The 23,993-nt window shown below is 38.5% G+C and carries 22 protein-coding genes; 9 read left to right on the top strand and 13 right to left on the bottom strand.

Annotated features, from left to right (window positions below):
* Nucleotides 1-72: 72 nt before the first annotated feature.
* The 3 genes from EGI31_RS05465 (at nucleotide 73) to EGI31_RS05455 (ending at nucleotide 3,294) form a co-directional block, all read left to right on the top strand.
* Nucleotides 73-534, top strand: coding sequence for a redoxin domain-containing protein (locus tag EGI31_RS05465; RefSeq protein ID WP_255036165.1), 462 nt, complete (start codon nucleotides 73-75; stop codon nucleotides 532-534).
* 70 nt (nucleotides 535-604) lie between these two features.
* Nucleotides 605-1,840: a metallophosphoesterase gene (locus tag EGI31_RS05460; RefSeq protein ID WP_255036164.1), complete on the top strand. Its 1,236-nt coding sequence runs from the start codon at nucleotides 605-607 to the stop codon at nucleotides 1,838-1,840.
* Nucleotides 1,841-1,929: 89 nt separating this feature from the next.
* Nucleotides 1,930-3,294, top strand: a complete 1,365-nt coding sequence (locus tag EGI31_RS05455; protein WP_255036163.1) for an MATE family efflux transporter — start codon at nucleotides 1,930-1,932, stop codon at nucleotides 3,292-3,294.
* 29 nt (nucleotides 3,295-3,323) lie between these two features.
* Here EGI31_RS05455 and EGI31_RS05450 read toward each other — a convergent pair whose 3' ends face one another.
* The 5 genes from EGI31_RS05450 to rnr all read right to left on the bottom strand — a co-directional run bounded on the left by EGI31_RS05450 (nucleotide 3,324) and on the right by rnr (nucleotide 8,608).
* Complete coding sequence (locus tag EGI31_RS05450; RefSeq protein ID WP_255036162.1) at nucleotides 3,324-3,947, bottom strand: class I SAM-dependent methyltransferase; 624 nt, start codon at nucleotides 3,945-3,947, stop codon at nucleotides 3,324-3,326.
* 68 nt (nucleotides 3,948-4,015) lie between these two features.
* Nucleotides 4,016-4,579: a Crp/Fnr family transcriptional regulator gene (locus EGI31_RS05445; RefSeq protein ID WP_255036161.1), complete on the bottom strand. Its 564-nt coding sequence runs from the start codon at nucleotides 4,577-4,579 to the stop codon at nucleotides 4,016-4,018.
* Nucleotides 4,580-4,606: 27 nt separating this feature from the next.
* Nucleotides 4,607-5,386, bottom strand: coding sequence for a hypothetical protein (locus tag EGI31_RS05440; RefSeq protein WP_255036160.1), 780 nt, complete (start codon nucleotides 5,384-5,386; stop codon nucleotides 4,607-4,609).
* Between the two features lie 121 nt (nucleotides 5,387-5,507).
* The gene (locus EGI31_RS05435) at nucleotides 5,508-6,311 is read right to left on the bottom strand and encodes a hypothetical protein (protein WP_255036159.1); all 804 of its coding nucleotides are present in this window, start codon (nucleotides 6,309-6,311) and stop codon (nucleotides 5,508-5,510) included.
* A 20-nt stretch (nucleotides 6,312-6,331) separates the two neighbouring features.
* Nucleotides 6,332-8,608, bottom strand: a complete 2,277-nt coding sequence (gene rnr / locus EGI31_RS05430; RefSeq protein ID WP_255036158.1) for a ribonuclease R — start codon at nucleotides 8,606-8,608, stop codon at nucleotides 6,332-6,334.
* An 84-nt stretch (nucleotides 8,609-8,692) separates the two neighbouring features.
* On the opposite strand from rnr, the gene EGI31_RS05425 reads away from it, so the two are divergent.
* Together EGI31_RS05425 and EGI31_RS05420 are read left to right on the top strand one after the other, a co-directional pair.
* A complete protein-coding gene (locus tag EGI31_RS05425; RefSeq protein WP_255036157.1) occupies nucleotides 8,693-11,005 on the top strand; it encodes a DUF5916 domain-containing protein in 2,313 nt (770 codons plus the stop codon).
* A gap of 13 nt (nucleotides 11,006-11,018) precedes the next feature.
* Nucleotides 11,019-12,665 carry a M20/M25/M40 family metallo-hydrolase gene (locus EGI31_RS05420; protein ID WP_255036156.1) on the top strand — a complete coding sequence of 549 codons (1,647 nt, stop codon included), beginning with the start codon at nucleotides 11,019-11,021 and terminating at the stop codon, nucleotides 12,663-12,665.
* 177 nt (nucleotides 12,666-12,842) lie between these two features.
* On the opposite strand, the gene EGI31_RS05415 is transcribed toward EGI31_RS05420, so the two are convergent.
* From EGI31_RS05415 to EGI31_RS05390, 6 genes are all read right to left on the bottom strand, one after another.
* Nucleotides 12,843-13,340, bottom strand: a complete 498-nt coding sequence (locus EGI31_RS05415; RefSeq protein WP_255036155.1) for a hypothetical protein — start codon at nucleotides 13,338-13,340, stop codon at nucleotides 12,843-12,845.
* Between the two features lie 50 nt (nucleotides 13,341-13,390).
* Entirely contained in the window at nucleotides 13,391-14,887 is a 1,497-nt protein-coding gene (locus EGI31_RS05410; RefSeq protein WP_255036154.1) for an alpha-amylase family glycosyl hydrolase, read from the bottom strand.
* Between the two features lie 180 nt (nucleotides 14,888-15,067).
* Entirely contained in the window at nucleotides 15,068-15,292 is a 225-nt protein-coding gene (locus EGI31_RS05405) for a hypothetical protein (RefSeq protein WP_255036153.1), read from the bottom strand.
* A complete protein-coding gene (locus tag EGI31_RS05400) occupies nucleotides 15,292-15,681 on the bottom strand; it encodes a rhodanese-like domain-containing protein (protein ID WP_255036152.1) in 390 nt (129 codons plus the stop codon). The genes EGI31_RS05405 and EGI31_RS05400 overlap by 1 nt, the downstream gene beginning before the upstream one ends.
* The gene (locus EGI31_RS05395; protein ID WP_255036151.1) at nucleotides 15,678-15,869 is read right to left on the bottom strand and encodes a DUF6132 family protein; all 192 of its coding nucleotides are present in this window, start codon (nucleotides 15,867-15,869) and stop codon (nucleotides 15,678-15,680) included. Before EGI31_RS05395 ends, EGI31_RS05400 begins: the two co-directional genes overlap by 4 nt.
* Nucleotides 15,866-16,111 (bottom strand): hypothetical protein, encoded by a 246-nt coding sequence (locus tag EGI31_RS05390; RefSeq protein WP_255036150.1) that lies wholly within the window; start codon nucleotides 16,109-16,111, stop codon nucleotides 15,866-15,868. Before EGI31_RS05390 ends, EGI31_RS05395 begins: the two co-directional genes overlap by 4 nt.
* Before the next feature lie 204 nt (nucleotides 16,112-16,315).
* Here EGI31_RS05390 and EGI31_RS05385 point away from each other — a divergent pair, with 204 nt between their 5' ends.
* The 4 genes from EGI31_RS05385 to EGI31_RS05370 are packed head-to-tail and all read left to right on the top strand — an operon-like array spanning nucleotide 16,316 to nucleotide 19,863.
* A complete protein-coding gene (locus EGI31_RS05385; RefSeq protein WP_255036149.1) occupies nucleotides 16,316-16,759 on the top strand; it encodes an META domain-containing protein in 444 nt (147 codons plus the stop codon).
* Between the two features lies 1 nt (nucleotide 16,760).
* Complete coding sequence (locus EGI31_RS05380; protein WP_255036148.1) at nucleotides 16,761-17,963, top strand: serpin family protein; 1,203 nt, start codon at nucleotides 16,761-16,763, stop codon at nucleotides 17,961-17,963.
* Nucleotides 17,960-19,222, top strand: a complete 1,263-nt coding sequence (locus EGI31_RS05375) for an LVIVD repeat-containing protein (RefSeq protein WP_255036147.1) — start codon at nucleotides 17,960-17,962, stop codon at nucleotides 19,220-19,222. The genes EGI31_RS05380 and EGI31_RS05375 overlap by 4 nt, the downstream gene beginning before the upstream one ends.
* Nucleotides 19,219-19,863: a hypothetical protein gene (locus tag EGI31_RS05370; RefSeq protein WP_255036146.1), complete on the top strand. Its 645-nt coding sequence runs from the start codon at nucleotides 19,219-19,221 to the stop codon at nucleotides 19,861-19,863. The genes EGI31_RS05375 and EGI31_RS05370 overlap by 4 nt, the downstream gene beginning before the upstream one ends.
* Before the next feature lie 5 nt (nucleotides 19,864-19,868).
* Here EGI31_RS05370 and deoC read toward each other — a convergent pair whose 3' ends face one another.
* Both deoC and EGI31_RS05360 read right to left on the bottom strand, forming a co-directional pair.
* A complete protein-coding gene (deoC, locus tag EGI31_RS05365; RefSeq protein WP_255036145.1) occupies nucleotides 19,869-20,624 on the bottom strand; it encodes a deoxyribose-phosphate aldolase in 756 nt (251 codons plus the stop codon).
* Between the two features lie 78 nt (nucleotides 20,625-20,702).
* The gene (locus EGI31_RS05360) at nucleotides 20,703-23,879 is read right to left on the bottom strand and encodes an NPCBM/NEW2 domain-containing protein (RefSeq protein WP_255036144.1); all 3,177 of its coding nucleotides are present in this window, start codon (nucleotides 23,877-23,879) and stop codon (nucleotides 20,703-20,705) included.
* Between the last annotated feature and the right edge of the window lie 114 nt (nucleotides 23,880-23,993).

Below are 23,993 nucleotides of genomic sequence, written 5' to 3'. Positions count from 1 at the left end.
CCAAAAAAAATCACCAAAACAAACCTTTATTCTAAAAATTGAGTTTAACATTTATACAAAAAAATAAAAACTATGACATTGAAAATAGGCGACGTAGCTCCAGATTTTACTCTGATTTCAACAGAAAAAACTCCAGTAAGTCTTTCTGATTACAAAGGCAAAAAAGTAGTGGTTTTATTCTTCCCAATGGCTTTTACTGGTGTTTGTACCACCGAATTGTGCTCATTGCGTGACGACATAGCTACTTACAGTTCATTGAATGCCGAAATCTTAGCTATTTCTGTGGATTCTCCATTTACTTTGGGCAAATTTAAAGAAGACCAAAAACTTCCTTTTCCTTTGCTTTCGGACTTTAACAAAACCGCTAGCACAGCTTATGGTGCTATCTATGAAGAGTTTGTTTTAGGCTTGAAAGGCGTTTCTAAAAGATCAGCTTTTGTAGTAAATGCAGACGGAACATTGGCTTACGCCGAGGTGTTGGAGAGTGCTGGTGATTTACCAAATTTCGACAATGTAAAAGCCGCATTGGCTTAATAAACAATACCTTAAGCTGTCTTGGTCGGTAAGTCATATCCGCTCAAGACAGCTTTTTTTTTCACAAATAATGAATAGAATATTTTTTTTAGGGGTAGTAATTTTGATTTTTCTCGCTATCGATTATTACTTCTTTCAAGCTGTAAAAGTAGGTATCAGAGGTCTGAATGATTCGGTAAGAAGATGGATAAAAATCATTTACTGGAGCATTCCAGTTATTTCGCTTTTGATTTCTTTTTTGGTTATTATTTTGTATCCCGAATACTTGAGTGCCAAGGTCAGAAATTTGATAATGGCTTCGATTTTTATTATTTATATATCCAAAATAATGGGAGCCGCCTTTCTACTGATTGGAGATATTGTAAATATGTTTAACAACATTGGCCTAAAGCTCAAAGGAAAAATAAAGCCCGGAAATTCAATAACCAGGGGCGAGTTTTTGGCGAAAGGTGCCATGGCCGTCGGCGGGGCTCATTTGGGAATTATGGCTTACGGCATCATTTCTGGTGCACATGACTACCGCATTAAAAAAGTGCCTTTGTACCTAAAAAACCTTCCGAAATCCTTCGAAGGAATGACGATTGCACAACTTTCAGATATTCACTCAGGAAGTTTTTATAACAAAACTGCCGTGCAAGGCGGAGTAGATATGCTACTGGCACAAAAACCTGACGTGGTATTTTTCACCGGCGATTTGGTAAACAATGAGGCCAAAGAATTGAACGATTATTTTGATGTATTCAAAAAAGTAAAAGCTCCTTTGGGTGTGTATTCCACACTTGGTAACCACGACTACGGCGATTATATACCTTGGGACAGCGAAGAAAAGAAGGTTAAAAACCTTGAAACTCTGATAGCCGGCCACAAACAAATGGGCTGGGATATTCTTCTTGACGAAAACCGCAGCATCAAACTTGGTGGCGAGCAACTGGGTATAGTAGGAATACAAAACTGGGGAATGGGTGGTTTTAAGAAAAAAGGTGACCTGAAAAAGGCACTGCTTGGTACTGAGGAATACACCAATAAGCTTTTGCTATCACACGACCCAAGTCATTGGAGAGCCCAGGTGTTGGGTAAAACGGACATAGACGCAGCATTTGCGGGCCACACACACGGTATGCAATACGGCATAGAAATAGGTGGTTTTCAGTGGAGTCCGGTACAATTTCGTTACAAAGAATGGGCAGGTTTGTACAAAGAAAACGATCAGCAACTTTATGTAAACCGTGGTTTTGGCTTCTTGGGTTACCCAGGAAGGGTGGGTATTTTACCCGAAATCACGATTTTTGAATTGAAAAGAGCTTAAGAATTTTACAGATATATTTTATGATAAAATGACCGGTATTTTACTGGTCATTTTTGTTTTCAAAGCATATTAATGCCGAAATTTGCCAAATGTTTACAACAGACCTCAAAAAAGAAATCAGACTTACGCTGAAACTGGCCATACCCATTATTGTGGGACAACTGGGCGTAGTGATGATGGCCATAACTGACAACATCATGGTAGGGCGATTTCTTGGAAAAGTTGAATTGGGAGCCGCCGGAATTGCCAATTCCATTGCCTATTTGATAGCTTCTTTGGCCATTGGTGGTATGTCAGTAGTAGCACCGATGGTGTCTAAATGTGCCGCCGAAAAAGACGAAAAAGCCCTAAAAGAGTTGTTTATAAGTACATTATGTGTGGCCGGCATTTTCTGCGTAGTTCTTTCGGGCGTAGGTGTTTGGATATATTCCAATTTTGAGATATTCCAACAATCCAGTATAATCAACCAAACCGCACCCAGCTTTTTGCTGTACATTTTGGCTTCTAACATTCCCTTGTTTTTGTTTTTGGGCTTAAAACAATTCGCCGATGGGCTTTCTAAACCCAAAGTGGCCATGGTTATCACTGCGATGGGCTTGTTTGTGAATGCATTTGGAAACTACGTTTTGATAAATGGGGCCTGGGGATTCCCAAAACTGGGCTTTGACGGAGCAGCCATCTCCACTTTTCTCACACGGTTGGTCATGTTAGTTTTACTGTTTTTGTATTTGCGGTATAGCACCACTTTCCTGGGTGTTTTCAGAAGAATGAACTTGAAGGTAAACTTTAGCCTCACCAAAGAAATTCTGTTCAGAAGTATTCCCGGAGGATTTCAGTTTTTCTTCGAAATAGCCGCATTTTCTACTGCGATTATCATGATGGGCTGGATAAGCGAAACCGCCTTGGCTGCTCACCAAATAGCGATAAACATTGCATCGTCTACTTACATGATGGCCACAGGATTTTCGTTTGCCGGAGGTATCAGAGTGGGCGAAGCTTGGGGAAAAAGGAGCATAAAAGGAATAAAATTGGCTGGTTTTTCAGCCTATTTTTTGGTGTTTTTATTCATGAGTTTGTGCAGTGTGCTGATCTTGGCCTTCGACCAATTCTTGCTTAAACTGTACATCGACGACCTCGAAGTTATCAAAATCGCCCTTCCGCTGTTGAGTATAGCGGCCTTTTTCCAGCTTTCAGACGGCATTCAGGTAGTAGGTTTGGGTGTTCTGCGTGGATTGGCAGACATAAAATTGCCCACCATAATTACATTTGTGGCCTATTGGGTGGTTGCTTTACCGCTGGGATATTTACTGGGTTTTACGTTCGGTTTTGCGTCCATTGGCATTTGGTTAGGCCTTCTGGCCGGACTGACAGTTTCTGCTGTTTTTCTATATTTTCGGTTCAGAAAACTCACAAAAACGCATGCCCTAAGAAAGAAATTCGGAGAAACCAATTGAGTCAAAAAGCACTGGTTTGACACTCATTTTTATTTCCTCACGAAAGTACAGAAAACGAAATTCTGCAAGCTACCAGAAGGTGTTTGATGATCTACCGTGAAACACTTTTGCTTGTCGAAATATAGACTAAATACCTCACTCAAAGAAGTTTCTGAGTATTGCTGGATTTCAATGCCACTGCATTTTAATGGTCCGTTTTCTGAGAAAGTTCCGATAGCCAGCGTACCATTTTTAGCTATCAATTGACTTGCTTTTTTAACATAGCTTTCAACTTCTTTTTTATCTTTTAGAAAATGAAAAGCCGCCCTATCATGCCAAAAATCGTATTTTTCGTCCGATTCAAAGTTGGAGGCATCCGCCACAAGCCATTTTACTTTTGAGGCATTTTCGCCCAAACGTACTTTTGCCTTTTCTATCGCTTTTGACGAAATGTCCAAAACGGTAACATCCAAAAAACCGAGCTGCAAAAGATGATCGACCAAAAAGCTATCTCCACCGCCAATATCAATGATACGGGCGTCTTTGGCCAAATTCGCCCCCAAAATCAGATCCAATGAAGTTTGGGGAATAGGTTGATACCAACTTACAGCACTGAATTCTTTGGTTTGATAAATATTTTCCCAATGATTTTTTCGGTCGAAATTTTGCTCCATGATTTTGTAAAATATTTCCACAAATCACCGACAAACCAAAATCGAATCCTTTAACAAATGATAAATAATCACCTTTGAATAGCACGAATTCTACTCAAACTCACCTGCGTAATACCCAAATAGGAAGCAATGTGTTTCAACGGAATTCTTTGCAGTAAATTGGGTTTCAGAAGCAACGCCTCATAGCGATCCTCAGCTGTATGAAACTGAATACTTTCTATACGTTTGACCGTTTCAACATATCCGGCTTCGAAAATTAGTCGAAAAAGCCGCTCGATTTGTGGATGCGAATCATACAAAGCAAAAAGTTGTACCGCATTTATGGCCACAAAACAGGTATCCTCTAACACCTGAATGGCTTTTTGAGAAGGATTTCCAGTAAAAAGACTCTCTACTCTGGCAATGATATCACCTTCAAACGAAAACGATTCTGTTATATCCACGCCGTCTTTGTAATAATAAATACGAGCAACACCAGAATTTATGAAATAAATGGTTCTACAAGTCTGACCGAAGTATTGAAGATTATCACCCTTTTTTAAGTGAACTACCGAACAAATCTTTTCCAATGCCGCTAAACTTTCTGGGTTTAAAGGCATAAATTTTTGGAAATACCTGAATAATTCCGTCATTTCAGATTTGCTATTATTGATCCAATTTCAAATCAATTTATACTTCGAAAAAACGAATTTCATGGCGATAGTCAATACGATATCTACCAAAATACCCACCACAAATGCCATTGTGACACCATAAATTGGCATAAGCACGGCTTGCAAAAACAAGAAAAATGCAAAACCCAACGAGCCAGTAAAAAGCCCCATGTACACCTTTCGAACCTGATAAATGCCTTGGGTATAATGCGTAAAAATGGCCAAAACGGTGGTCATGACCGGAAATGGCGTAAGAATTCCGCTCCAAGTTGGCCCTAAACGCTCTGCCAAAAAGGTAATGGTGATAACAAAAAGTGTGATGATAATCATACGGAGAGGAATCTCAAATTTGAGCTTTTTCACTGAAAACGAATGCTGAACAGGTACTTTAGGAAAAAAGAAAAGGCCCAGAAAAAGCACCAACAAACTCAATGCAAACCACTGATAAACATTGAGATAGTCAATGGCAGGATTTAGCAAAACGCCCACCAAAGTGTAAGCCACATAACCAGAAAGTACGCTCACGAGAGCATTGTACCGCTTGCCCACCAGCACATATACCACACAAAAGAAAGACCAACCAATGATGCCCACCATCACGCCCGAGATGGAATTTACGGCAAAATCAAGCCCTTGCTCGAGGGAGATAAACAAAATAATAGGACCAGCCACCCAAGGCAACCCCGCCAAAATACCGCCAATACTATTTCCCCATTTTTTGCTAACAACAGTAACCAATGCCACCACAGTGGGCATGATGAGGAGTTTTATGTAGAATGAATTCATGAATAAGTGGAGCGATTTTTCAAATCTCTCGAAAAATATTATTTAATTTTATTGTCAAAAATAATTCATACAAAGTACTTAATACTATACAAACTAAAAATAAGATATTGTAGAATAATAACTAAAAACCCTTAGGATTTGCATTTAACAATCTATTAAACAACTCAATGCCCCTGAAACCATCTTCAGTTAATGCTTCATTAGAAATTAGCCTAGAAACTTCATTTAACATTTTATATTCTAACAGTTGAAGAAAATTTTCAAATGTGTGAAATTCATTTTTTAATATGTGACCTATCTCTTTCTCACTCAAACTAGTTAGTAATATTTGTTTTACCCCTGTATCATATTTCCAGATAACAATTTTCCCCTTTTTGTAACCATCTATTAACAAATATGAGCATCTGCCGATAAAATCAGAATAAACATTGCCAAGCAGCCACAATTTCTCAGAAATAAATGGTCTTAATTTTTCTATTTCTTTTTTTTGACTAATAAGATTTTTTAAATCTTCTAATGCATGAAGTTTAGACAATTTGGTACCAATGGAAGACCTATTTAAAGTCTCCGTATTTAATTCCGAATCAATTAAAATTTGATAACTTAATAAAACAGGATCAGGAATTGATGATTTTATTTCCAAAATACAATCCCAATATTTTTCAATTTTAGGTATTCTAGTTTCCAAAAGCTTATGAAAAACTTGACCGTATTGCTGCGTAAAATTAGATTCTAAAGAGTTAATTCGACTAATCTCTCCTTTAAGCTCCTCAAACTTAGAATCACTATCCCTTTGAATTCTATTTACAATTATCTTATTCAATAAGCTTCCAATATAAGTTAATACAGCGGTAATAATTACATAAATACCCCCGAGGTATTTAACAACAGTCCAATTGTTTAAACCATTAATATATTCTTCCATACCATAAATTTTTAATAAGCCTACCTCCGCTTCGTCCTCTTCCCATCTGCCCTACCACTCTTAGAACGATTGGGTTTTTTAGACTTTGGAAAGGGTAAAGTTTTGCCCGAATCTTTAACTTTGAAACTGCTGCCTTCAACTGAAATCAGCTCCAAATCCATTGAGCGTTTTTCAAGGTCTGTGGCTTTTATTTTTACCCTTACGGTGTTTCCAAAACCTATTATTTTGCCTTTTCGACGACCTACCACTCTGAAATTATCAGCATCGTATTCGTAGAAATCGTCGGTGAGATCGGCCAAACGCACCATGCCTTCGCATCCTGTGTTTTCTATTTCCACAAAAATTCCAAAGTCGGCCACGCCTGTTACCACTCCATTGAAAATATCTGAGCGAGACTGGTAGCTCATGTATTCTACCTGTTTATACTTAATGGATGCCCTTTCGGCCTCTGCCGCCAGTTTCTCTTGGTCTGAGGAGTGCTTGCATTTGTCTTCGTAGTCGTCTGCTGGCAGTGATTTACCACCATCGAGATAATGCTGCAACATGCGGTGAGCCATCACATCGGGGTATCTTCTTATAGGCGAAGTAAAGTGACTGTAATGGTCAAAAGCCAAGCCAAAATGACCCAAGTTTTGGGTAGAATAGCGGGCCTTGCTCATTGTTCTTACGGCCAAAGACTCCAACACATTTTGCACAGGCGAGCCTTCTATTTCGGTCATCAAGCCGTTCAATGACTTTGAAAGTGCCGCTGTAGAACCTGTTTTAACTACAAAACCCAGCTTATTGGCAAACTTAGCAAAAGTCTCCATTTTGGTTGGATTCGGTGGTTCGTGCACACGGTACACCATGGTGTAAGCCTCGGCTTCTTTGTCTTTTTTCTTGGCGATGTTGTACACAAACTGAGCCACGTGTTTGTTGGCCAAAAGCATAAATTCCTCTATGAGTTTGTGGGCATCTTTACGTACTTTTTGGAAAACCCCTATCGGTCGGCCTTTTTCGTCCAGATTGAATTTTGTCTCGTTGGTTTCGAAATTAAAGGCACCTTTGTTGAAGCGTTCTTTCCTCAAAATCAAAGCCATACGGTTCAGATTTTTCAGAATAGGGTCGTAAACTGGTTCTTTATTTTCAGTATCCTCTATAATTTCTTGAGCTTCTTCGTAGGCAAATCTTCTGTCGGAATGAATGACTGCTCTTCCAAACCACTCGCCCACTACTTGAGCCGAATGATTCATCTCAAAAACCGCTGAAAAAACTAATTTGTCTTCGTTTGGACGAAGCGAACAAAGGTTATTTGAGAGTTTTTCAGGCAACATCGGGATGGTTCTATCTACCAAATAAACAGAAGTAGCTCGTCTGTAGGCCTCCGCCTCTAGTTTGGTATTTGGCTGCAAATAGTGCGAAACATCGGCAATGTGAACGCCAATTTCATAATTTCCGTTTTCCAAAACCTTGTAGCTGATGGCATCGTCAAAATCTTTGGCATCGGCTGGGTCAATGGTAAAGGTGAGTGTTTCTCGAAAATCTCTGCGTTTTTTAATTTCAGTCTCTGTAATAACTTCAGAAATCGCCTCCGCTTCGTTGTGTACTTCATCAGGGAATTTTATCGGCAAACCAAACTCCGCCATGATGGCATGCATTTCGGCATCGTTATCGCCTGCTTTTCCAAGAATTTCGACCACAGAACCTGAGGCTTGCACATGATTTTCAGGGAATTTCAAGATTTTCACAATTACCAAATCATTGGTTTCTGCACCGTTTATTTGGTCTTTGGCCACAAAAACACTTTCATGAAAACCCTTATTATCAGGACTTACTAATGCATAATTGGCAAAAACTTTTATTTTGCCCACTACCTCGTCTCTTCCACGCGTGAGCACTTCTACTACTCTACCCTCAGGATTTTTGCCGTTTTTACGTTGACCAATAATTTTTACCGAAACGGTATCACCATCCAAAGCACCATTCAAATCATCAGAACTCACAAAAATATCTGACTCGTTTTCGTCAAATCTTATGAAAGCAAATTTCGGATTTACGAAATCTACTTTACCCGTTATGTGGGCCTTTTTGGGCTCATTGTTTATCACAAATCTACTCCCGCCAACAGACATTATTTTACCCTCGTCTACCAAATCTTCCAAAATCAACTTCACGAAAATCTTCTCCTCGCTATCATAAACGTCTAGGTAATTATACAAGTCGTTCATGGTATAATTTCTATCCGTATTTTCTTTAAAAAATGTGTGAATCTGCTCCTTTTGATCTAAAATCGCAGACTTTTTCTTCCTTTTTGCCATTTATCACTAATCTTTTTCATATAAAAATATAAATCTACCATATTTGTAGAAGATTTCATTAATCAAACCTATAAAATGTGCTTTATGCGTTCATCGCTACTCCTGATATTCTGTACTCTTTTCTTAAATATTTCTATAGGATTTTCTCAAAAAAACAATAAAGAAATTCATATCAAAAAAACCACTGTTCCTATAAAATTGGACGGAAAATTGGATGAAGCGGCATGGCAAGTATCCGAAATCGCCAATGACTTTTTCATGAATAAACCTTTTGACACGGCATATGCAAAAAGTAAAAGTGTTGTAAGGATTACGTTTGATGAGAAATTTATTTATGTTGGTCTGGAAGCCGAGCAGCTTAAAAATACATATACAGTAAATTCCTACAAAAGAGACTTTGAAAGTGGCTCTAGCGATGTTTTTTCAGTATCATTCGACCCATTTAAAGACAAGCTAAATGGTATGCAATTTGGTGTCTCCCCGCTTAATGTTCAGCGTGAAGGCTTGGTTTCGCTTGGAGAAGAAGTAGATTTTTCGTGGGATAACAAATGGTACTCCAAAGTTACAAATTATGAGGATCATTGGGTTTTGGAAATGGCTATCCCATTTACGACACTTCGCTACAAGGTATCAGAAGGAAGTAACACGTGGGCCATTAATTTTGGCAGGTTTTTTATGAAAACCAATGAAGCATCTACATGGTCTCCTGTTCCTCGGAATTTCAAACCGGTAAATTTGGCATTTGCGGGATTGTTGATATGGGATGATGCTCCTCCAAAACCAGGTGCCAATATATCGCTAATACCCTATCTATCAAGCAACTATTCGAAAGATTTTCCAAGAAACGAAAATTTAGAGGCATCAAAACCCACTGCATCAAACAAATTTGGGGCTGGATTAGATGCAAAAATAGCAATAACTCCCTCTTTGAATCTTGACCTAACCGTTAATCCCGATTTCTCACAAGTTGAGGTTGATGCCCAACAAACCAATTTGAGTCGTTTCGAATTGTTTTTCCCGGAGAAAAGGCAGTTTTTTATTGAAAACTCGGACTTATTTGGCACCTTCGGTTTCCCTTCCTCTAGACCGTTTTTCTCTCGAAGAATTGGTTTAACTCGCAATAAATTTACCGGTTTGGTAGAGCAGGTGCCAATTATTGGAGGAGCAAGGTTAAGTGGAAAGCTCAATGACAACTGGAGAATTGGGGTAATGAATATGCAAACTGCCAAGCTTAACCACACAGATAATGAATTTTCACCCGCTACCAATTTCTCGGTTGGGGTGGTTCAAAGAAAGGTGTTTTCGAGGTCGTACATAGGTGGAATTATTGTCAACAAAGAGAATGTTTTCAAAAATCTCCCAGCCTCAAGTACAGAAGGTATCGACAAATACAACCGCATGGCAGGCTTAGAATTTAACTATTATTCGCCAGACAATAGACTCGAAACCGAGACAGCCTACCATCAATCATTTAGCCCAGGAGCAGGGAAAGACGCCAGTATGATTAACCAGTATATTGGTTATCATCATCCTAATCTGGACATAAATTTCGGCGTAGCCAGACTTGGCAAAGATTACAACACAGAGGTGGGTTTTACACCAAGACCGGGCGTATATAATGTTTTTAGACCAATTATGTTGATTTTCAATCCAAAAAACCAAAAGGTTGCCAAAAAAATAAATTCGTTTGGTATTGGGATGGATGGAAGTGACGTTTTTGACTTAAATGGAAAAAGACTAGATACAGAGGCACCAATATTTTTGTTTATTAATACCCCAATTGGTACAGAAGTTTCAGCGGGTTATTATATGGCCTTCACTAGGCTACAATTTCCTTTTGATATCACAAATGCATCCGAAAATCCTAATCCTGACTTTTCGAGGAATGTAGTTGAACTGCCTGTTGATGTCTATAGAACTCGGAATATATTCCTTAATCTTGAAACATCCAAAAGAAACAATCTATATGGGGAATTTTTGATTTATGGTGGTAATAACTTTAGAAGCGTAACCATAAACGAGGGAAAAATATTGGGCATAGAATCCACCTTCAACTACAGAATACAGCCTTATGGCAAACTAGCAATGGACGTTTATTATACAGATATAAAGATGCAGAAACCCTATAATTCAGTAAAATACTGGTTGTTAGGGCCAAAAGCCGAAATGTCGTTTTCGAAATCGGTGTTTTTGAGTACGTATTTTCAATACAATTCTCAGACCAACAATACCAATATCAATAGCCGTTTGCAATGGAGATTTAAGCCAGTTAGTGATGTATTTTTGGTGTTTACCGACAATTATTTTGCAGAGCAAATACCGAGATTCGGCATACAACCATGGACGCCTAAAAACCGAGCTTTGATATTGAAAATGACTTATTGGTTAAATGTGTAAACTTCAAAACAAAATGAAAATCAACAAATTAAGTTTCTTACTGTTTTTAATCTCTATTGGCTCTTTCGCTCAAGAAGTGCCTTCAGATGTTTTAAATCTCACCGAAACTATTGACACCAACAAAATAAAAGCCCACGTGGCTTATTTGGCGAGCGATGCCCTTTTGGGTAGAAAACCAGGCAAACCAGGCTATCAAATGGCGGTAGATTATGTTATAAAAGAATACAAAAGCACGGGTCTGACACCGGCAGGAGAAAACGGTGGCTACACCCAAAAAGTTATCTTAAGAAATTCTAAATTGGTAAAGGAAAAGACCAGTTTGAGTTTCACGCAAGCGGATGGTACAAGCAAAAAACTAGTTTTAGGTGAAGACTATTTGTTTTATGCTAATCCCGAAAAAGCCAAGGTTGATTTCATTGCACCATTAGTTTTTGTTGGCTCAGGAATTGACGCTCCTGAACTGGGTTTTAATGATTATAAGAACATTGACGTCAAAGGCAAAATCTGTGTAGTTTTACAAAAATCACCTGATAACGTACCCGCCAATGTGAAACTACACCTCAAATATCCAAGCACTTACCAAGACTATGCCCTTAAACATGGAGCCATAGGCGTATTGCTTTGCAATTATGAAAACAATACGGCTCGTTTTAAAGTTGGAGCCAATTTGTCTATCCAAGGCGGAAGCAATATTTCCATAAAACCCGATGGAAAACTGACTCCTTCTGCAAACTATATGGGCGGAGATATCCAAGTGGCAGGTAGCATTACTGTGGATGTTTTGAAAGAACTAATGAAAGCGAACGGTCTGAATCTTGAAGAAATTTGGAAAGGCCTAGAAAAAGGAAATTATGTAAGCCAAAACCTAAAAACAACAGCATCAGGTAATTACGAGTCTGTTTATAGCGATATTGAAAGTTACAATGTCATCGGTAAAATTGAAGGAACTGACAAAAAACTAAAGAAAGAATACGTTATTCATTCGGCTCATTTGGATCATTTGGGTGTCGGAAAAGCAATAGAAGGCGACTCGATTTATAACGGAGCTCATGACAATGCTTCTGGCGTTGCGGCTGCTTTAGAAATAGCTAGAACTTACAGCCAATTACCCACAAAACCAAAACGCACCATGTTGTTTTTAATGTGTACGGCAGAAGAAATGGGTCTACTAGGTTCGGCATATTTTGCCAACAACCCTACTGTCCCAAAAAAAGACATCGTAGTGGATGTGAATACCGACATGCCGACATTTTTGGCACAATTGGAATCCATAGCACCGCTTGGAGCTGAACATAGCACTTTGGAAGATATCACTAAAAAAGCGGCTAAACTATTAAACCTGAGCATAGAAACCGACCCAGAGCCAACAGAAGGGCGATTTGTGAGAAGTGATCAATATAGTTTCGTGAAGGCGGGCATCCCTGCCTTGCACGTGAAATTTGGACACATAAATTCTAACAAAAACTTGGCTGAAGACGTAAAAAAATGGCGAGCTGCTCACTACCACAAACCTTCTGACCAAATAGAAAATGGATTTGTATGGTCGGCAAGCCGTAAATACGCACAGGTGAATTTCTTAATCAGTTACATGGCAGCACAAGACAAAAAACGAGTGGCATGGAAAAAAGATGATTTCTTTTATTTGAGGTTGAAGAGGTGATTTTTTAGCTCGTGTTGAGATAGAACACAGATGACACGGACAAAACTGATGTTCACCGATTAATATTTTAGTTGAAGTAATGAGTTTTGAATTAGAACACAGATGACAGCATCGGCTGCGGCACAGATTAGACTGATGTTCACGGATAAGTAAATTAAGATAACCACTCTGAGGTCTTTAAAAATTAAATACTCCTTCTGTAATTCTAATTTCTTTATTTGATTTGCTTTTCAAGACAAATTCAAAATCCCCTTTGAATCCTCTATTCAAAGTGTCTTTAAGTTTAAAAAAACCGTCAATTGCATTATAAACATCAGATCCTTTGGAAAATGTGACATTTTTAAGAACATTCAAAGTGGTATCTTTAATAAAGTATTTATTATTTAATTGAACTTCATTTCTGTTTGTTCTAAAATTAATCGAAAAATATTCTGATGGGCTATTTATATAATTTCCGCCTCCTATATATCCCCAATTCCGGTTAAGTGGAAAATCAACTATCGCCGTATTAACAGGAAGACCGTAAAGAATATAGTTCTTATCTCGGGGTCGCCAAATTTCTCCGTCTAACTTAAATGCTAATTTGTCATTTGTTTGAATAGGATAAACAGAATCATTAGAAGAAAAACATGAATAATTTACAAAGGCAAATATGAAAACAATTTTTAATTTCATTTTGATGCAGAGATGCTATTTAGAGCAAACGTTCAATTTAGTGTAAAATTTTAATCTAGAATTTCAAACACCAACATTGAATATGGACTAATTGAGACTTTTTCATCATTTATTCTAGAATCTAATTTTGAATAAATAAAATCTCCAATCTTTTCACTCACTAAAACCTCCACGTTTTCACTCGTAATATTCTGAATAACAAGCACATCTCCCTCTTCATGTGGTCTGATGAAAGATACAACTTTTTTATTAGAAATACTCGACTTTTGAAGATTCGTTGGGCTAATTTGAGCCAAAGCGGGAATGGATTTTCTCAATGAAATCAATTTTCTGTAATGATTGAATAGCGAATTTTCATCTTCTATTTGAAGCTTTAGCGGAGAGGTTTTGGAGTCGGTGTTATAAACTGGTTTTCGCCAATTCGTACGGTCATTATCTTCCGAACGTTTATTCCAAATAAATGCCTCCCTAATATTCTCATCAGGCTTTTTGCCTTTCATTCCTAACTCTTCACCATAGTAGAGATAAGGATTTCCTGGAAGTGTAAACAATAAATTGGCCGCCATTTTGAGTTTGTCACTGTTTCCATCAGCCACACTTCCTATACGATTTTGGTCATGGTTAGTGAGCATAGTGGCATCTATAAAGTCTGGATTCTCTGCCGAAAATAGTTCGTAATTCGAAATCAGCATCGAAACAATGTCTTTAGAATCTTTGCCCAACTTTACAATGTCTTGTATCGCAAAACACAAATCGAAATTAAAATTCGCCTTCAAACCTCTAAAAAACGGAGCAATTTTTTCTGCTGAAGTCCACACCTCACCTACTATGTAAACATCCGATTTTATGGCTTCCATTCTTTGTCTGAACTCTTGCCAAAAAGCATGACATTTATGAGCTTCCCAATCGGGATAAATATGTTTTGCGGCATCCATCCTGAATCCATCAACACCTTTTTCCAACCAAAATCGCCCAATTTCATAGATTTCTTCCCTGACCTTTGGGTTGTCCATGTTGAGGTCGGGCATTTCGCTCCAAAACATGCCGTAATATTTCTCGTCATCGCCTTTTTTAGCCCAATGCCAGGGTTGTTTCTCAGCACTGTCTGCAGTTGCCTCTCTTTCTGCTATTCCTTTGGCTTTTATTTGGGCGGGGGAAAGCCAATTGTAATAGTTTCTGTATGGATTTTCTTTCCCCTTTTTAGCCTCTTGAAACCACCAATGTTGACTGCTGGTATGATTGATTACAAAATCTATCAATACTTTTATATTCCGCTTGTGTGCTTCTCTAACAAAGTTTTCAAAGTCACCCATAGTGCCACACTCAGGATCAACCGACTTATAATCAATCACATCGTATTTGTGATAAGAGTTTGATCTAAAAAAAGGAGTAATCCAAATACCTTCCACGCCAAGGTATTGCAAATAGTCAAGTTTGGAGGTGATTCCGTTTAAGTCACCTTTGCCGTCGTTGTTAGAATCACAAAAAGAACGGATAAAAATTTCGTAAAAAACCCTCGGTGTTTGCGTCTGTTGGTTATTATTCAAATGTTTGTCTTTAAAATATTATCATAGGTAACGCAAAGATAAAACTTATGATAGCATTAATTAAATTCATAGCTCAAACGGGTGATTAATCTTCTAAAAAGGCAAGATTTTTAGCTAAAAACAAAAAAAGAAGACCAAACTCGGTCTTCCTTTTCCTATCTTTTATTCAACCTTTAAATATTACTTTTTCTTGATAATAAAGACATGAACTGCCGTAAAAATCAACCAAATCCAAGGGGCTCCATGCATCAGTAAATCGCCCCAATCCATTATTTGCATGCCTTTAGCTCCACCCAAAACCCAACGGATTTTACCTAATACATGCGGCTCCGGTACAAATGGAGCCAAACCAAGGGTCATAGAAGCCAACAAGGGCATTAGTAATGATTTATACTTCTCTTGCATTATTTTACTCCTTTTGCCGCTAAACCAGAATACCCAGCTCCAGAAAGGTTATAAACTTGCTTAAAACCAGCCTGTTGAAGCATATTTGAGGCTTTCGAACTTCTTCCTCCCACTGCACAGTAAACAAATACTGGTTTGTTTTTGTCTAATTTGGAGGCCTGCTCTAAAAACTTGGGATCAGCTATACTGATTAGTTTTGAAGAGCCAATTTTGCCTTGGGTCCACTCCTCTGGTGTCCTAACATCTATCAATTGGGCGTTGGGAGTTGCTTTTATTTTAGCTACGAACCCGTCCAAATCCATGGTTTTGACTTGTGAATTCGCCTCAGAACAATTGAGCAATCCAAACCCAATCATAAATACGAACAATAAATTTTTAACTTTTTTCATCTTTTCTTTATTAAATCTTGAATTAATCCAAAAACTAAATATCCCATAACTGCCCCATAAATCGTTGAATTAAGAGGCTTGGAAGTAATGATGCAAGTACCCGATGAACATCCAATCTGTTGCCAATACAAGTTACCACTAATTGCACCTATGGCAAAACCGAAAAAGGGTATGAAAAACTTCTTCATCCTTTCTCGGCCTTTATTTCTTCAAATTCTATGCTTTCTGTGTCATTTTGGTCAACTTTTGAAGCTGGAACCGTGGCACATGCCGCACAACCGGTATTGGTTAGTGCTTGAAAAACAAACAAACCACCAATTATAGCAAAAACGTAGTTTTTACCTGTAATGCTCGTGACGATGATGTAGACGCCCATAAACAACCTTAACCACCGCATAAAATTCCATCCCGACAATATCGTTTCTTTCATTTTCCTTCTTCAATATTCAAATATATGAACATTTAATCATATAATCAATTATGAAAAACAAAAAGTTCATTCTAAGAAAAAATATTTTGTCCATTGCAACCAAAATAACACCTCTTGACTCTCTATAAACGTAAGGGGTTTAAGGGTAATAATTTGATGGCGAGCGTCCTTTGGGCCTCGCCACTCAAATCTAAAATTTCAAATATGAGATATTTTGTTTTGATACTTTTTTTGATGCTCAATGGTTGCAAAAGCGACGATGCCATCAGTCCAGATGATAATTATATCGCTGGATTAGCCAGCAAAAGCAGCATTTATGCGAAATGGAAACTTGTTTCTTTTGAAAACAATCAGAAGATTAACTATGAAGTAGTTTTAGAATTTAAACCCGAAAAAAACGAAAAAGGTAGCCAAATTTTAAGTGGCAAAAGCTCCATTAACTTCTACCAAGCCGATTTTATTATTGATGGTTCCAAATTAGCAATTAATAACCTTAGTGTGACAGAAATTGCTGGTAATCCTTCGGCAACGGCGTTTGAAACGGAATATCTCAAAAGATTATCAGAGACAACCAACTTCAAAACTTCGAACGAAACACTTACATTAAGTTCTGCCAAACAGCAAATGACATTTAAACTTTATAATTGATATGAAAAGGATAATTCTAAGCATCTCACTTACAGCCATTTTATTTACGATGAGCAATTGCGAACAATCCACCCCAGAGGTAAAGTCAGTCAATATTTCATCTGATTTTGCTGCGAAAACTTCAAATTTTGCTTTTGATTTTTGGAGAAACCTTCAAGCGGACGAATCTGTTGACAAAAACTATTTCATCTCGCCACTTAGCTTGCATATTGCCTTAGGTATGCTCCTAAATGGTGCCGATACCGATACGAAAACCGAAATTCAGAAGGTTTTGGGATTAGAGAATCAAAGCATGGAAGAAATCAATAAAACCTATTTGGAATTGATAGAAAACCTACCGAAAGTAGACCCAAAAGTGGTTAACACCATTGCCAACTCTATATGGCAAGACAAAAATTTCACATCGGAGCAAAGCTTCATCGACAATCTTACAAGCAATTTCAAGGCAAGGCTCTACAACGAAGATTTTGGCAATCCAGCCACAGTGGATAAAATCAACAAATGGGCAAGCGACAATACAAATGCCAAAATCAAGAAGATTCTTGAGCAAATAGAACCTAGTCAAGTGATGTTTTTAATAAATGCTCTGTACTTTAAAGGAGATTGGACCAAAGAATTTAAAACTGAGAACACACAAAAAGTAGAATTCATTGGAACCAAAGCTACCAAAACAGTGGACATGATGAACCAAACGGCAGAATTCAAATATGCAGACACTGAGAACTATCAACTGGTAGAGCTTCCATATGGCAATGAAAAATATAATATGACGGTTCTTTTGCCAAAATCTGGAACTGTAGAAAATATTGTCTCAAAGCTTGATGCTACCAATTGGCAGGCTGCTCAAAATTCTATGGCTAAAAGAAAAGTAGTAATAGGTTTACCAAAATTCACGATAGAGTATTCTAAAAAATTGAATTCTATTTTGCAAAAAATGGGCATGGTGAAGGCATTTGGAAGCCAAGCTGATTTATCAAAAATTGCCAAGCCAGCCGGAAAACTTAAAGTTGGATTTGTAAAGCAAGATACCTACGTAGCTGTAGACGAAAAAGGAACAGAAGCCGCAGCGGTGACAACCATAGGAATAGAGCTAACTTCTTTGCCGGTTTATCCAGAAATTATCTGCAACAAACCTTTTGCCTTCTTGATCACAGAAAAGACCTCAAACACCATTATGTTCATTGGTAAAGTTTCAAATCTATGAAAAAACTATTGATTATACTTTTCGCAGCATTTACAAGCTGGAGTTGCGTAGACGATTGCACCCAAACACGTACCTACAGAGCTACTGTTCCTTTTCAAGTGGGCATAGAACAAGTTAGAGCCGGCATTTCAACAGAGGGACCTCAAGATTTGGTGAAACCAGGCAAAATCTATGCTTATGACAACTATTTGATCATAAACGAAGTAAAGAAAGGACTACACATCATTGACAATACCAATCCTTCGAGCCCAGTAAAGCTTTCTTTTCTGAAAATACCTGGAGTAATAGACATGGCGGTCAGAAACAATATTCTGTACGCCGATAGCTACACCGATCTTGTGGCTTTAGACATTACCAACCCAAAGAGCATCAAAGAAGTGGGCAGAGTGCGGAACATGTTTAATTATGGCCTGGTAGATGGAATAAGTTGGTATTATGACCCTTATTCTAAAATCGTTACAGATTACGAATTCAAGACAGTCACACAAACTGTTTCCACAAACTGCGGCCAGAATGGAACTGTTTGGCCAGTATTTAGAGGTGGGGTGGCATTTGACTCATTCCAAGGAAATACCAACAGCTCAGGCAACACATCAGGTGGCACTGGAACTGGAGGCTCAATGGCAAGATTCACGATACACGACGATTACCTATACGCAGCAACCCAATCTGACCTTTTGGTATTTAGCATAAAAACAGGTCAAAAACCTGACTCGGTTAACAAAATAAACTTAGGCTGGGGAATTGAAACCATTTTCCCCTACAAAGACAAACTATTTATCGGCTCCAACACGGGTATGTATATTTATGATAACATCAACCCAGCTTCTCCACAAAGGCTTTCGATATTTCAACATGCACGAGCCTGCGACCCAGTAGTGGTGGAAAACGACAAGGCATATGTAACCTTGAGACAAGGATGGTGCGGTGCTGCCCCCAACCAGCTCGATGTGGTGGATGTTAGAAACTTGGGCTCACCTTTTTTGATTAAATCGTATCAAATGGAAAATCCACATGGGCTTTCAGTTTTAAATAGTAAACTGACAGTCTGTGAGGGCAAATATGGCCTTAAGTCTTATGATGCAAAAGAATCAACCGACTTAAAATTGCAGCAACATATCAAAAACATACATGCTTTTGATGTGATACAACTAAACGATAAACTATTGTTAATGATTGGCGAAGATGGACTCTATCAATATGACAATAGCGACCCAAAGAACTTGAAATTACTTAGTAAAATAGAAGTTAAGAAATGAAAAAGATATTTATCCTCGCGATAATCGGAAGTTTGGTTCTGAACATTTCTTTTGCACAGAAAGAGAAATTATTCAAATATCCGTTTGTCAATCAGACTGAGTTTGGTGTTTTATTTGGAAGAGTAAAAAACGCCAATTATTCTTATTATTATCCCAGCTACTCCAGCTATTGGCCCAACCCAACACCAAACGGTTATAGCCTTCAAAACGTTGCAAATTTGAGCATTCAAACATTTAATGGTTTTCAGGTAAGAAAAAAAACCACAGTCGGCCTAACCACAGGATTTGACATGTATTCATCATCGGTTTTGGTTCCCGTAGCACTTGGATTGAGGCATGTTATCTACGAGAAAAACGAACAAGGGGCTAAACTTCAAGCTGGAATAGACGCTGGATATGGAGCTACTTTTGGTGCTAGTAAAAACAGTTACGAAGATGTAACTGGGGGAATTCTAATAAATCCTACCATAGGGTTTAAGTTTCCAACCCGTAACGGATCTGCCTGGCTAGTTAACTTTGGCTACAAATATCAATACATGGAAGTCAGCCAAAACTTCGACGAATCTGATTTCTACAATATTGCGAGTGTTGAAACCAAAAATCTAAATCGTTTTCAAGTTCGGTTAGGATTTCAGTTTTAAAAAACTCAATACCCCGAAATCTCAGATTTAGTATTAACGACATCTGTGGCTATTCCAAGCCTTTTCTTAGCATCTTCGATGATAGTAATAGTGGCCGTAGCTCCAAGCCTGGTACAACCCAATTCTCTTACTTTCAGCAGGCCATCAAGCGTTCTTACACCTCCTGCTGCTTTTATTTGAACCTCTGGAGATGCATGTTTACGCATCAAAATAAGGTCATGCTCAGTGGCACCTTTGTAATTATAATCGCCATTGGATTGCTTTACGTAACCATAACCTGTGGAAGTTTTAATAAACGCCACACCAACTGTTGAGCATATCTTACAGAGTTTGATTTTGTACTTGTCTTTTGTAATGAAGTCGTTCTCAAAGATAACCTTCAAAACCGCTCCATGCTTCAGACATTCTTTGTTGATGGCATTTATTTCCTTTTTTACATAACGCCAGTCCTCTCCCAAAACCTTCCCTGCATTTACCACCATATCAATCTCCGTTGCTCCATCTTTGCATGCTAGTCTAGTCTCAAAAACTTTGGCCTGAATGGTGCCGTTTCCATGCGGAAAGCCAATTACGCTGCATACTTTAACATCGGAACCTTTTAATATTTCGGCTGCTTCTTTTACAAAATAGGGTTTAATACAAACAGCAGCAACATCGTACTGCTTTGCTATTTCACAGCCCTCCTGCAAGTCCTTATCCGTCATTGTAGGGTGCAACAACGAATGGTCAATCATTTTGGAGATATCTTTAATGGTATACATTTTCTGATCGGGGAATGGTTGAATTACTAAAGGCTAAATTTAGTAAAATTTACTAAAATCCGAGATCAAAATGAACTTTCAATTATCACATCCCTGAATTTTTACCAAAAAAACGCTCTGAGTAATCGAAAACCCAGGATTTAACGTAACCGAATTCCCTGCACGATACTCCACATTCGACTGATTATTAATGGAGTTGGCAGCAGTGATATATTGCGAGGCCTTTCTGATAATTGTTTGGTTAGAAATGTTTCCAGTTTGAAAAATATTCAAACTCGATGGACAATTATTGATAATAAAAGCTTGACTAACAGACCTATTTCCACTGTCGTCTTTGGCCTGAACAGTAAAATAATTGTTGCCAGCAGGTAGACTTGTCGCGGGAAAATTCGGAGTAAATGAATTCCCCAAAAACTGACCGTTTAAAAATACTTCATACTCAACTTGTGGGTCTAGGTTATCTGTAACAGCCTGCCACGAAAATAAATATCCAGAAGGTTGATTAGTCACTGAAAGATTCTGAGGTGTTCCTGGTGCTAAATAATCATTACTCACACAAGCTACTGAAAATTTGGCATCGGCCCAATCTGCATGGTCTCCACAGTTTCCATCGCCGGCGTTTTCTACCACAAGCCGAACGATACTTTTACCTATTACACTGAGGTTGATAGGAAGTGGAGCCGAATTTTGATTTAAAACCGCACTTTGAAAAGCCAAACTATTGTCGAGATAAACCTTAAAAATCACCGTACCACAGATATTGCCAAATATCTCATCATCTATACCTACAGTAGCACTGAAATTCTCGTAACCTTGACCGGCAATGTTGTAAGTTATCTCTGAATAGGCATGCACCCCAAGCCCTTTGGCAAAGGTTACTCCGTTTAAGGTGAGCGTATTTCCGTCATTCGGATAATACTCCCCATTACTTTTGTCTTTCTCAAACTGCCCGTAGCCGTTAGTCGATGATGCTTCCTGAAGATTAGACAGATAAATAGAGGCACTGCCTCCTGAGCAAGCTAAAAGTGGAGTAAAATCTATCACCGAACTTTCAGTCTTATTCGAGGCAAAATCTCTGGCAATTATGTAGACTTTAAAATTACTCCCCAAAATGTTGCCGGTAGATTGATAAGTATAACTGGTGGCCAAAGAGCTAATAAAGCCTTCACTTTTGCCATTGATTACAACCTCAATATTCTTCACGCCATCATTATCAGAAATGGCATTCCAGGTAAGCTTAAAACCAGAAGAATTTATTTCCTCAACTTTTAAATTTGGAAAAGTAGGTGGACTGTTATCAGAAACATTGCAATTGGGAAATAAATCCTTTTGAAAAACTGTCTCCAAGCCATATGAATCTGTAACGGTAAGAATAAATCTATAGAAATATAAAACATTGTCGCATGGCACCATACCGACTATAAAATTTGTCGACGATGTTTGTACATTCAGTTCTTGGTGCCGGTGATCGTTGTGATACAAAAAGGCTTGCCATTTGTAAGAAAGACTTCCGCTGCTTTGCTCATTATCCAAAACCTGAGCGTTCAAATTCAAGCTTTGGGTTCCAGATGTTGCAAAAACCTGCACATTGTCTAAACTCGTCGATAAGATATTCGGTGGTGTGTTATTTAAGGAAACTATTCTGGAAAATTGAGAAGCAGCTCCCTGATTGTCGGTGACTGTAAGAATGACCGTAAATGCTTGCGGGCTGCCGTTTCCAGCCACAAACTGATGAGTTGGAGTGGGTCCTGTGGCAGAGCCCCCATCACCAAAGTTCCAACTGTAAGTTAATGGTCCGTTTTCTGGGTCAGTAGATGTGGTGGCGTTGAAACTTACATTAAGCGGACTAGTTCCGAATGCAGGATTATTCGTAAACCTGGCAGTAGGTGCTTGATTTCCAAAGGGTGCGTACTTGATTTTTTTTACGACTCCAGTTACTGCCGTAAAATAGATACATTCATCATGTTTATTATACACGAAGCTTATTAAACCCGCGATTTCGGGATGAAAGTCAATCTTTGATGTAGGATTCTGCGAACCATCAAACTGGAAGTTCTGGACCCATCTATTATTAAATTCTGCAAAGAAATAGCTCCCATGGTATTGGCTCGGATAATCATCTCCTTCATAAAAAACACCTCCGATAGAGCCTCCTCCCACAAAATTGGAATATGGAAATGCTCCAGAACCAACATTATGAACCACATCGTTTATTACCACTCTAGCTGTGGAACCTGCCCTACCCCACTCAATGGTGGGCTTCTTGGGATTCGTGGGGTTGTAAGTTGGGTTATTGTCGTACGTCTGGTCAATTCCTTCCCACCTGGGCCACCCAAAGTTCTGACCAGCGGCAGTGACTACATTTATTTCTTCTTTGGTATCCTGCCCCACATCTCCCACATATAAGACCCCCGCATTCCCCTCTCCCAAACTATGACCGCCCGTACCTGGTTTTATAGTAAACCTGAATGGATTCCGAAATCCCAACGCATACACTCTGGACTGTGGCGATCTTGGTAGGGAGGCATTGTAATATGGATTCGATGTAATGCCGTCTCCATTGGCAGGGTTTATTCTAACTATTTTTCCGTTCAACGAATTTGGTATTTGGCATCGCCAAAGCCTCTGAGCATTATACTCTTCTTGCGTAATGATACCATCTACCAATGCTTGATATTCGTAATCGGCTCCGCTAGCACCGTCACCACATGATATCAGCAGCGAACCATCAATGGCAAATTTTATATCACCCCCCGAATGGTAAATTCCTGTCATGGGAAAACCAGACGATTTGGTCTCACCTATCAAAACTAGCCTTGAATTTGGCAAAAGAGAATTAAATCCGTTCGCTGGATTAAGCGTGAATCTTGTCACTCTGCAAATGGTGGCACCTTGTTCGTCAGCCGAAGGGGAATAATTGTTAGTGCCATTATATAGCAAATGGTGGCGATCAACTACATAATAAAGATAAACAAAACCATTTTGGGAGAAATTTGGATCAAGGGCAGCACTTAACAACCCAAAGTCACCATAAGTAGCCACCTCTTCCCTCAGGTCAATTAGCAACGTCTTTTGGTTGTTATGATACAAATAGAATCTACCATCACGCTCAGTGACGTACATCCTATTGGCATGATCGAAAATTACATTCATGGGCAAATTCCATGAACCGAAACTCTCTTCCTGAAAACCAGATGGGTATTGCCCAAATACAAAATGAGCAACAAAAAGTAATGTCAGTGTTATTTTATACATGGTTTATAGCAAAAGTGGACTTTGCAAAAATAAGAAATGTGAATTACCTTAAAAGGAAAATTTATTATGTGGTTAGAGTTTTAAAAATATTTACAAAACTGAATCATTTTTATA

The sequence above is a fragment of the Lacihabitans soyangensis genome, assembly GCF_024343775.1.
GTDB lineage: Bacteria > Bacteroidota > Bacteroidia > Cytophagales > Spirosomataceae > Leadbetterella > Leadbetterella soyangensis.
This window is presented reverse-complemented; position numbering and strand designations above follow the sequence as displayed.

Bases quoted from the DNA above. Each gene is read 5' to 3' on its own strand.
- EGI31_RS05465 (WP_255036165.1), top strand. From the start codon at position 73: ATGACATTGAAAATAGGCGACGTAGCTCCAGATTTTACTCTGATTTCA.
- EGI31_RS05460 (WP_255036164.1), top strand. From the start codon at position 605: ATGAATAGAATATTTTTTTTAGGGGTAGTAATTTTGATTTTTCTCGCT.
- EGI31_RS05455 (WP_255036163.1), top strand. From the start codon at position 1,930: ATGTTTACAACAGACCTCAAAAAAGAAATCAGACTTACGCTGAAACTG.
- EGI31_RS05450 (WP_255036162.1), bottom strand. From the start codon at position 3,947: ATGGAGCAAAATTTCGACCGAAAAAATCATTGGGAAAATATTTATCAA.
- EGI31_RS05445 (WP_255036161.1), bottom strand. From the start codon at position 4,579: ATGACGGAATTATTCAGGTATTTCCAAAAATTTATGCCTTTAAACCCA.
- EGI31_RS05440 (WP_255036160.1), bottom strand. From the start codon at position 5,386: ATGAATTCATTCTACATAAAACTCCTCATCATGCCCACTGTGGTGGCA.
- EGI31_RS05435 (WP_255036159.1), bottom strand. From the start codon at position 6,311: ATGGAAGAATATATTAATGGTTTAAACAATTGGACTGTTGTTAAATAC.
- rnr (WP_255036158.1), bottom strand. From the start codon at position 8,608: ATGGCAAAAAGGAAGAAAAAGTCTGCGATTTTAGATCAAAAGGAGCAG.
- EGI31_RS05425 (WP_255036157.1), top strand. From the start codon at position 8,693: ATGCGTTCATCGCTACTCCTGATATTCTGTACTCTTTTCTTAAATATT.
- EGI31_RS05420 (WP_255036156.1), top strand. From the start codon at position 11,019: ATGAAAATCAACAAATTAAGTTTCTTACTGTTTTTAATCTCTATTGGC.
- EGI31_RS05415 (WP_255036155.1), bottom strand. From the start codon at position 13,340: ATGAAATTAAAAATTGTTTTCATATTTGCCTTTGTAAATTATTCATGT.
- EGI31_RS05405 (WP_255036153.1), bottom strand. From the start codon at position 15,292: ATGCAAGAGAAGTATAAATCATTACTAATGCCCTTGTTGGCTTCTATG.
- EGI31_RS05400 (WP_255036152.1), bottom strand. From the start codon at position 15,681: ATGAAAAAAGTTAAAAATTTATTGTTCGTATTTATGATTGGGTTTGGA.
- EGI31_RS05395 (WP_255036151.1), bottom strand. From the start codon at position 15,869: ATGAAGAAGTTTTTCATACCCTTTTTCGGTTTTGCCATAGGTGCAATT.
- EGI31_RS05390 (WP_255036150.1), bottom strand. From the start codon at position 16,111: ATGAAAGAAACGATATTGTCGGGATGGAATTTTATGCGGTGGTTAAGG.
- EGI31_RS05385 (WP_255036149.1), top strand. From the start codon at position 16,316: ATGAGATATTTTGTTTTGATACTTTTTTTGATGCTCAATGGTTGCAAA.
- EGI31_RS05380 (WP_255036148.1), top strand. From the start codon at position 16,761: ATGAAAAGGATAATTCTAAGCATCTCACTTACAGCCATTTTATTTACG.
- EGI31_RS05375 (WP_255036147.1), top strand. From the start codon at position 17,960: ATGAAAAAACTATTGATTATACTTTTCGCAGCATTTACAAGCTGGAGT.
- EGI31_RS05370 (WP_255036146.1), top strand. From the start codon at position 19,219: ATGAAAAAGATATTTATCCTCGCGATAATCGGAAGTTTGGTTCTGAAC.
- deoC (WP_255036145.1), bottom strand. From the start codon at position 20,624: ATGTATACCATTAAAGATATCTCCAAAATGATTGACCATTCGTTGTTG.
- EGI31_RS05360 (WP_255036144.1), bottom strand. From the start codon at position 23,879: ATGTATAAAATAACACTGACATTACTTTTTGTTGCTCATTTTGTATTT.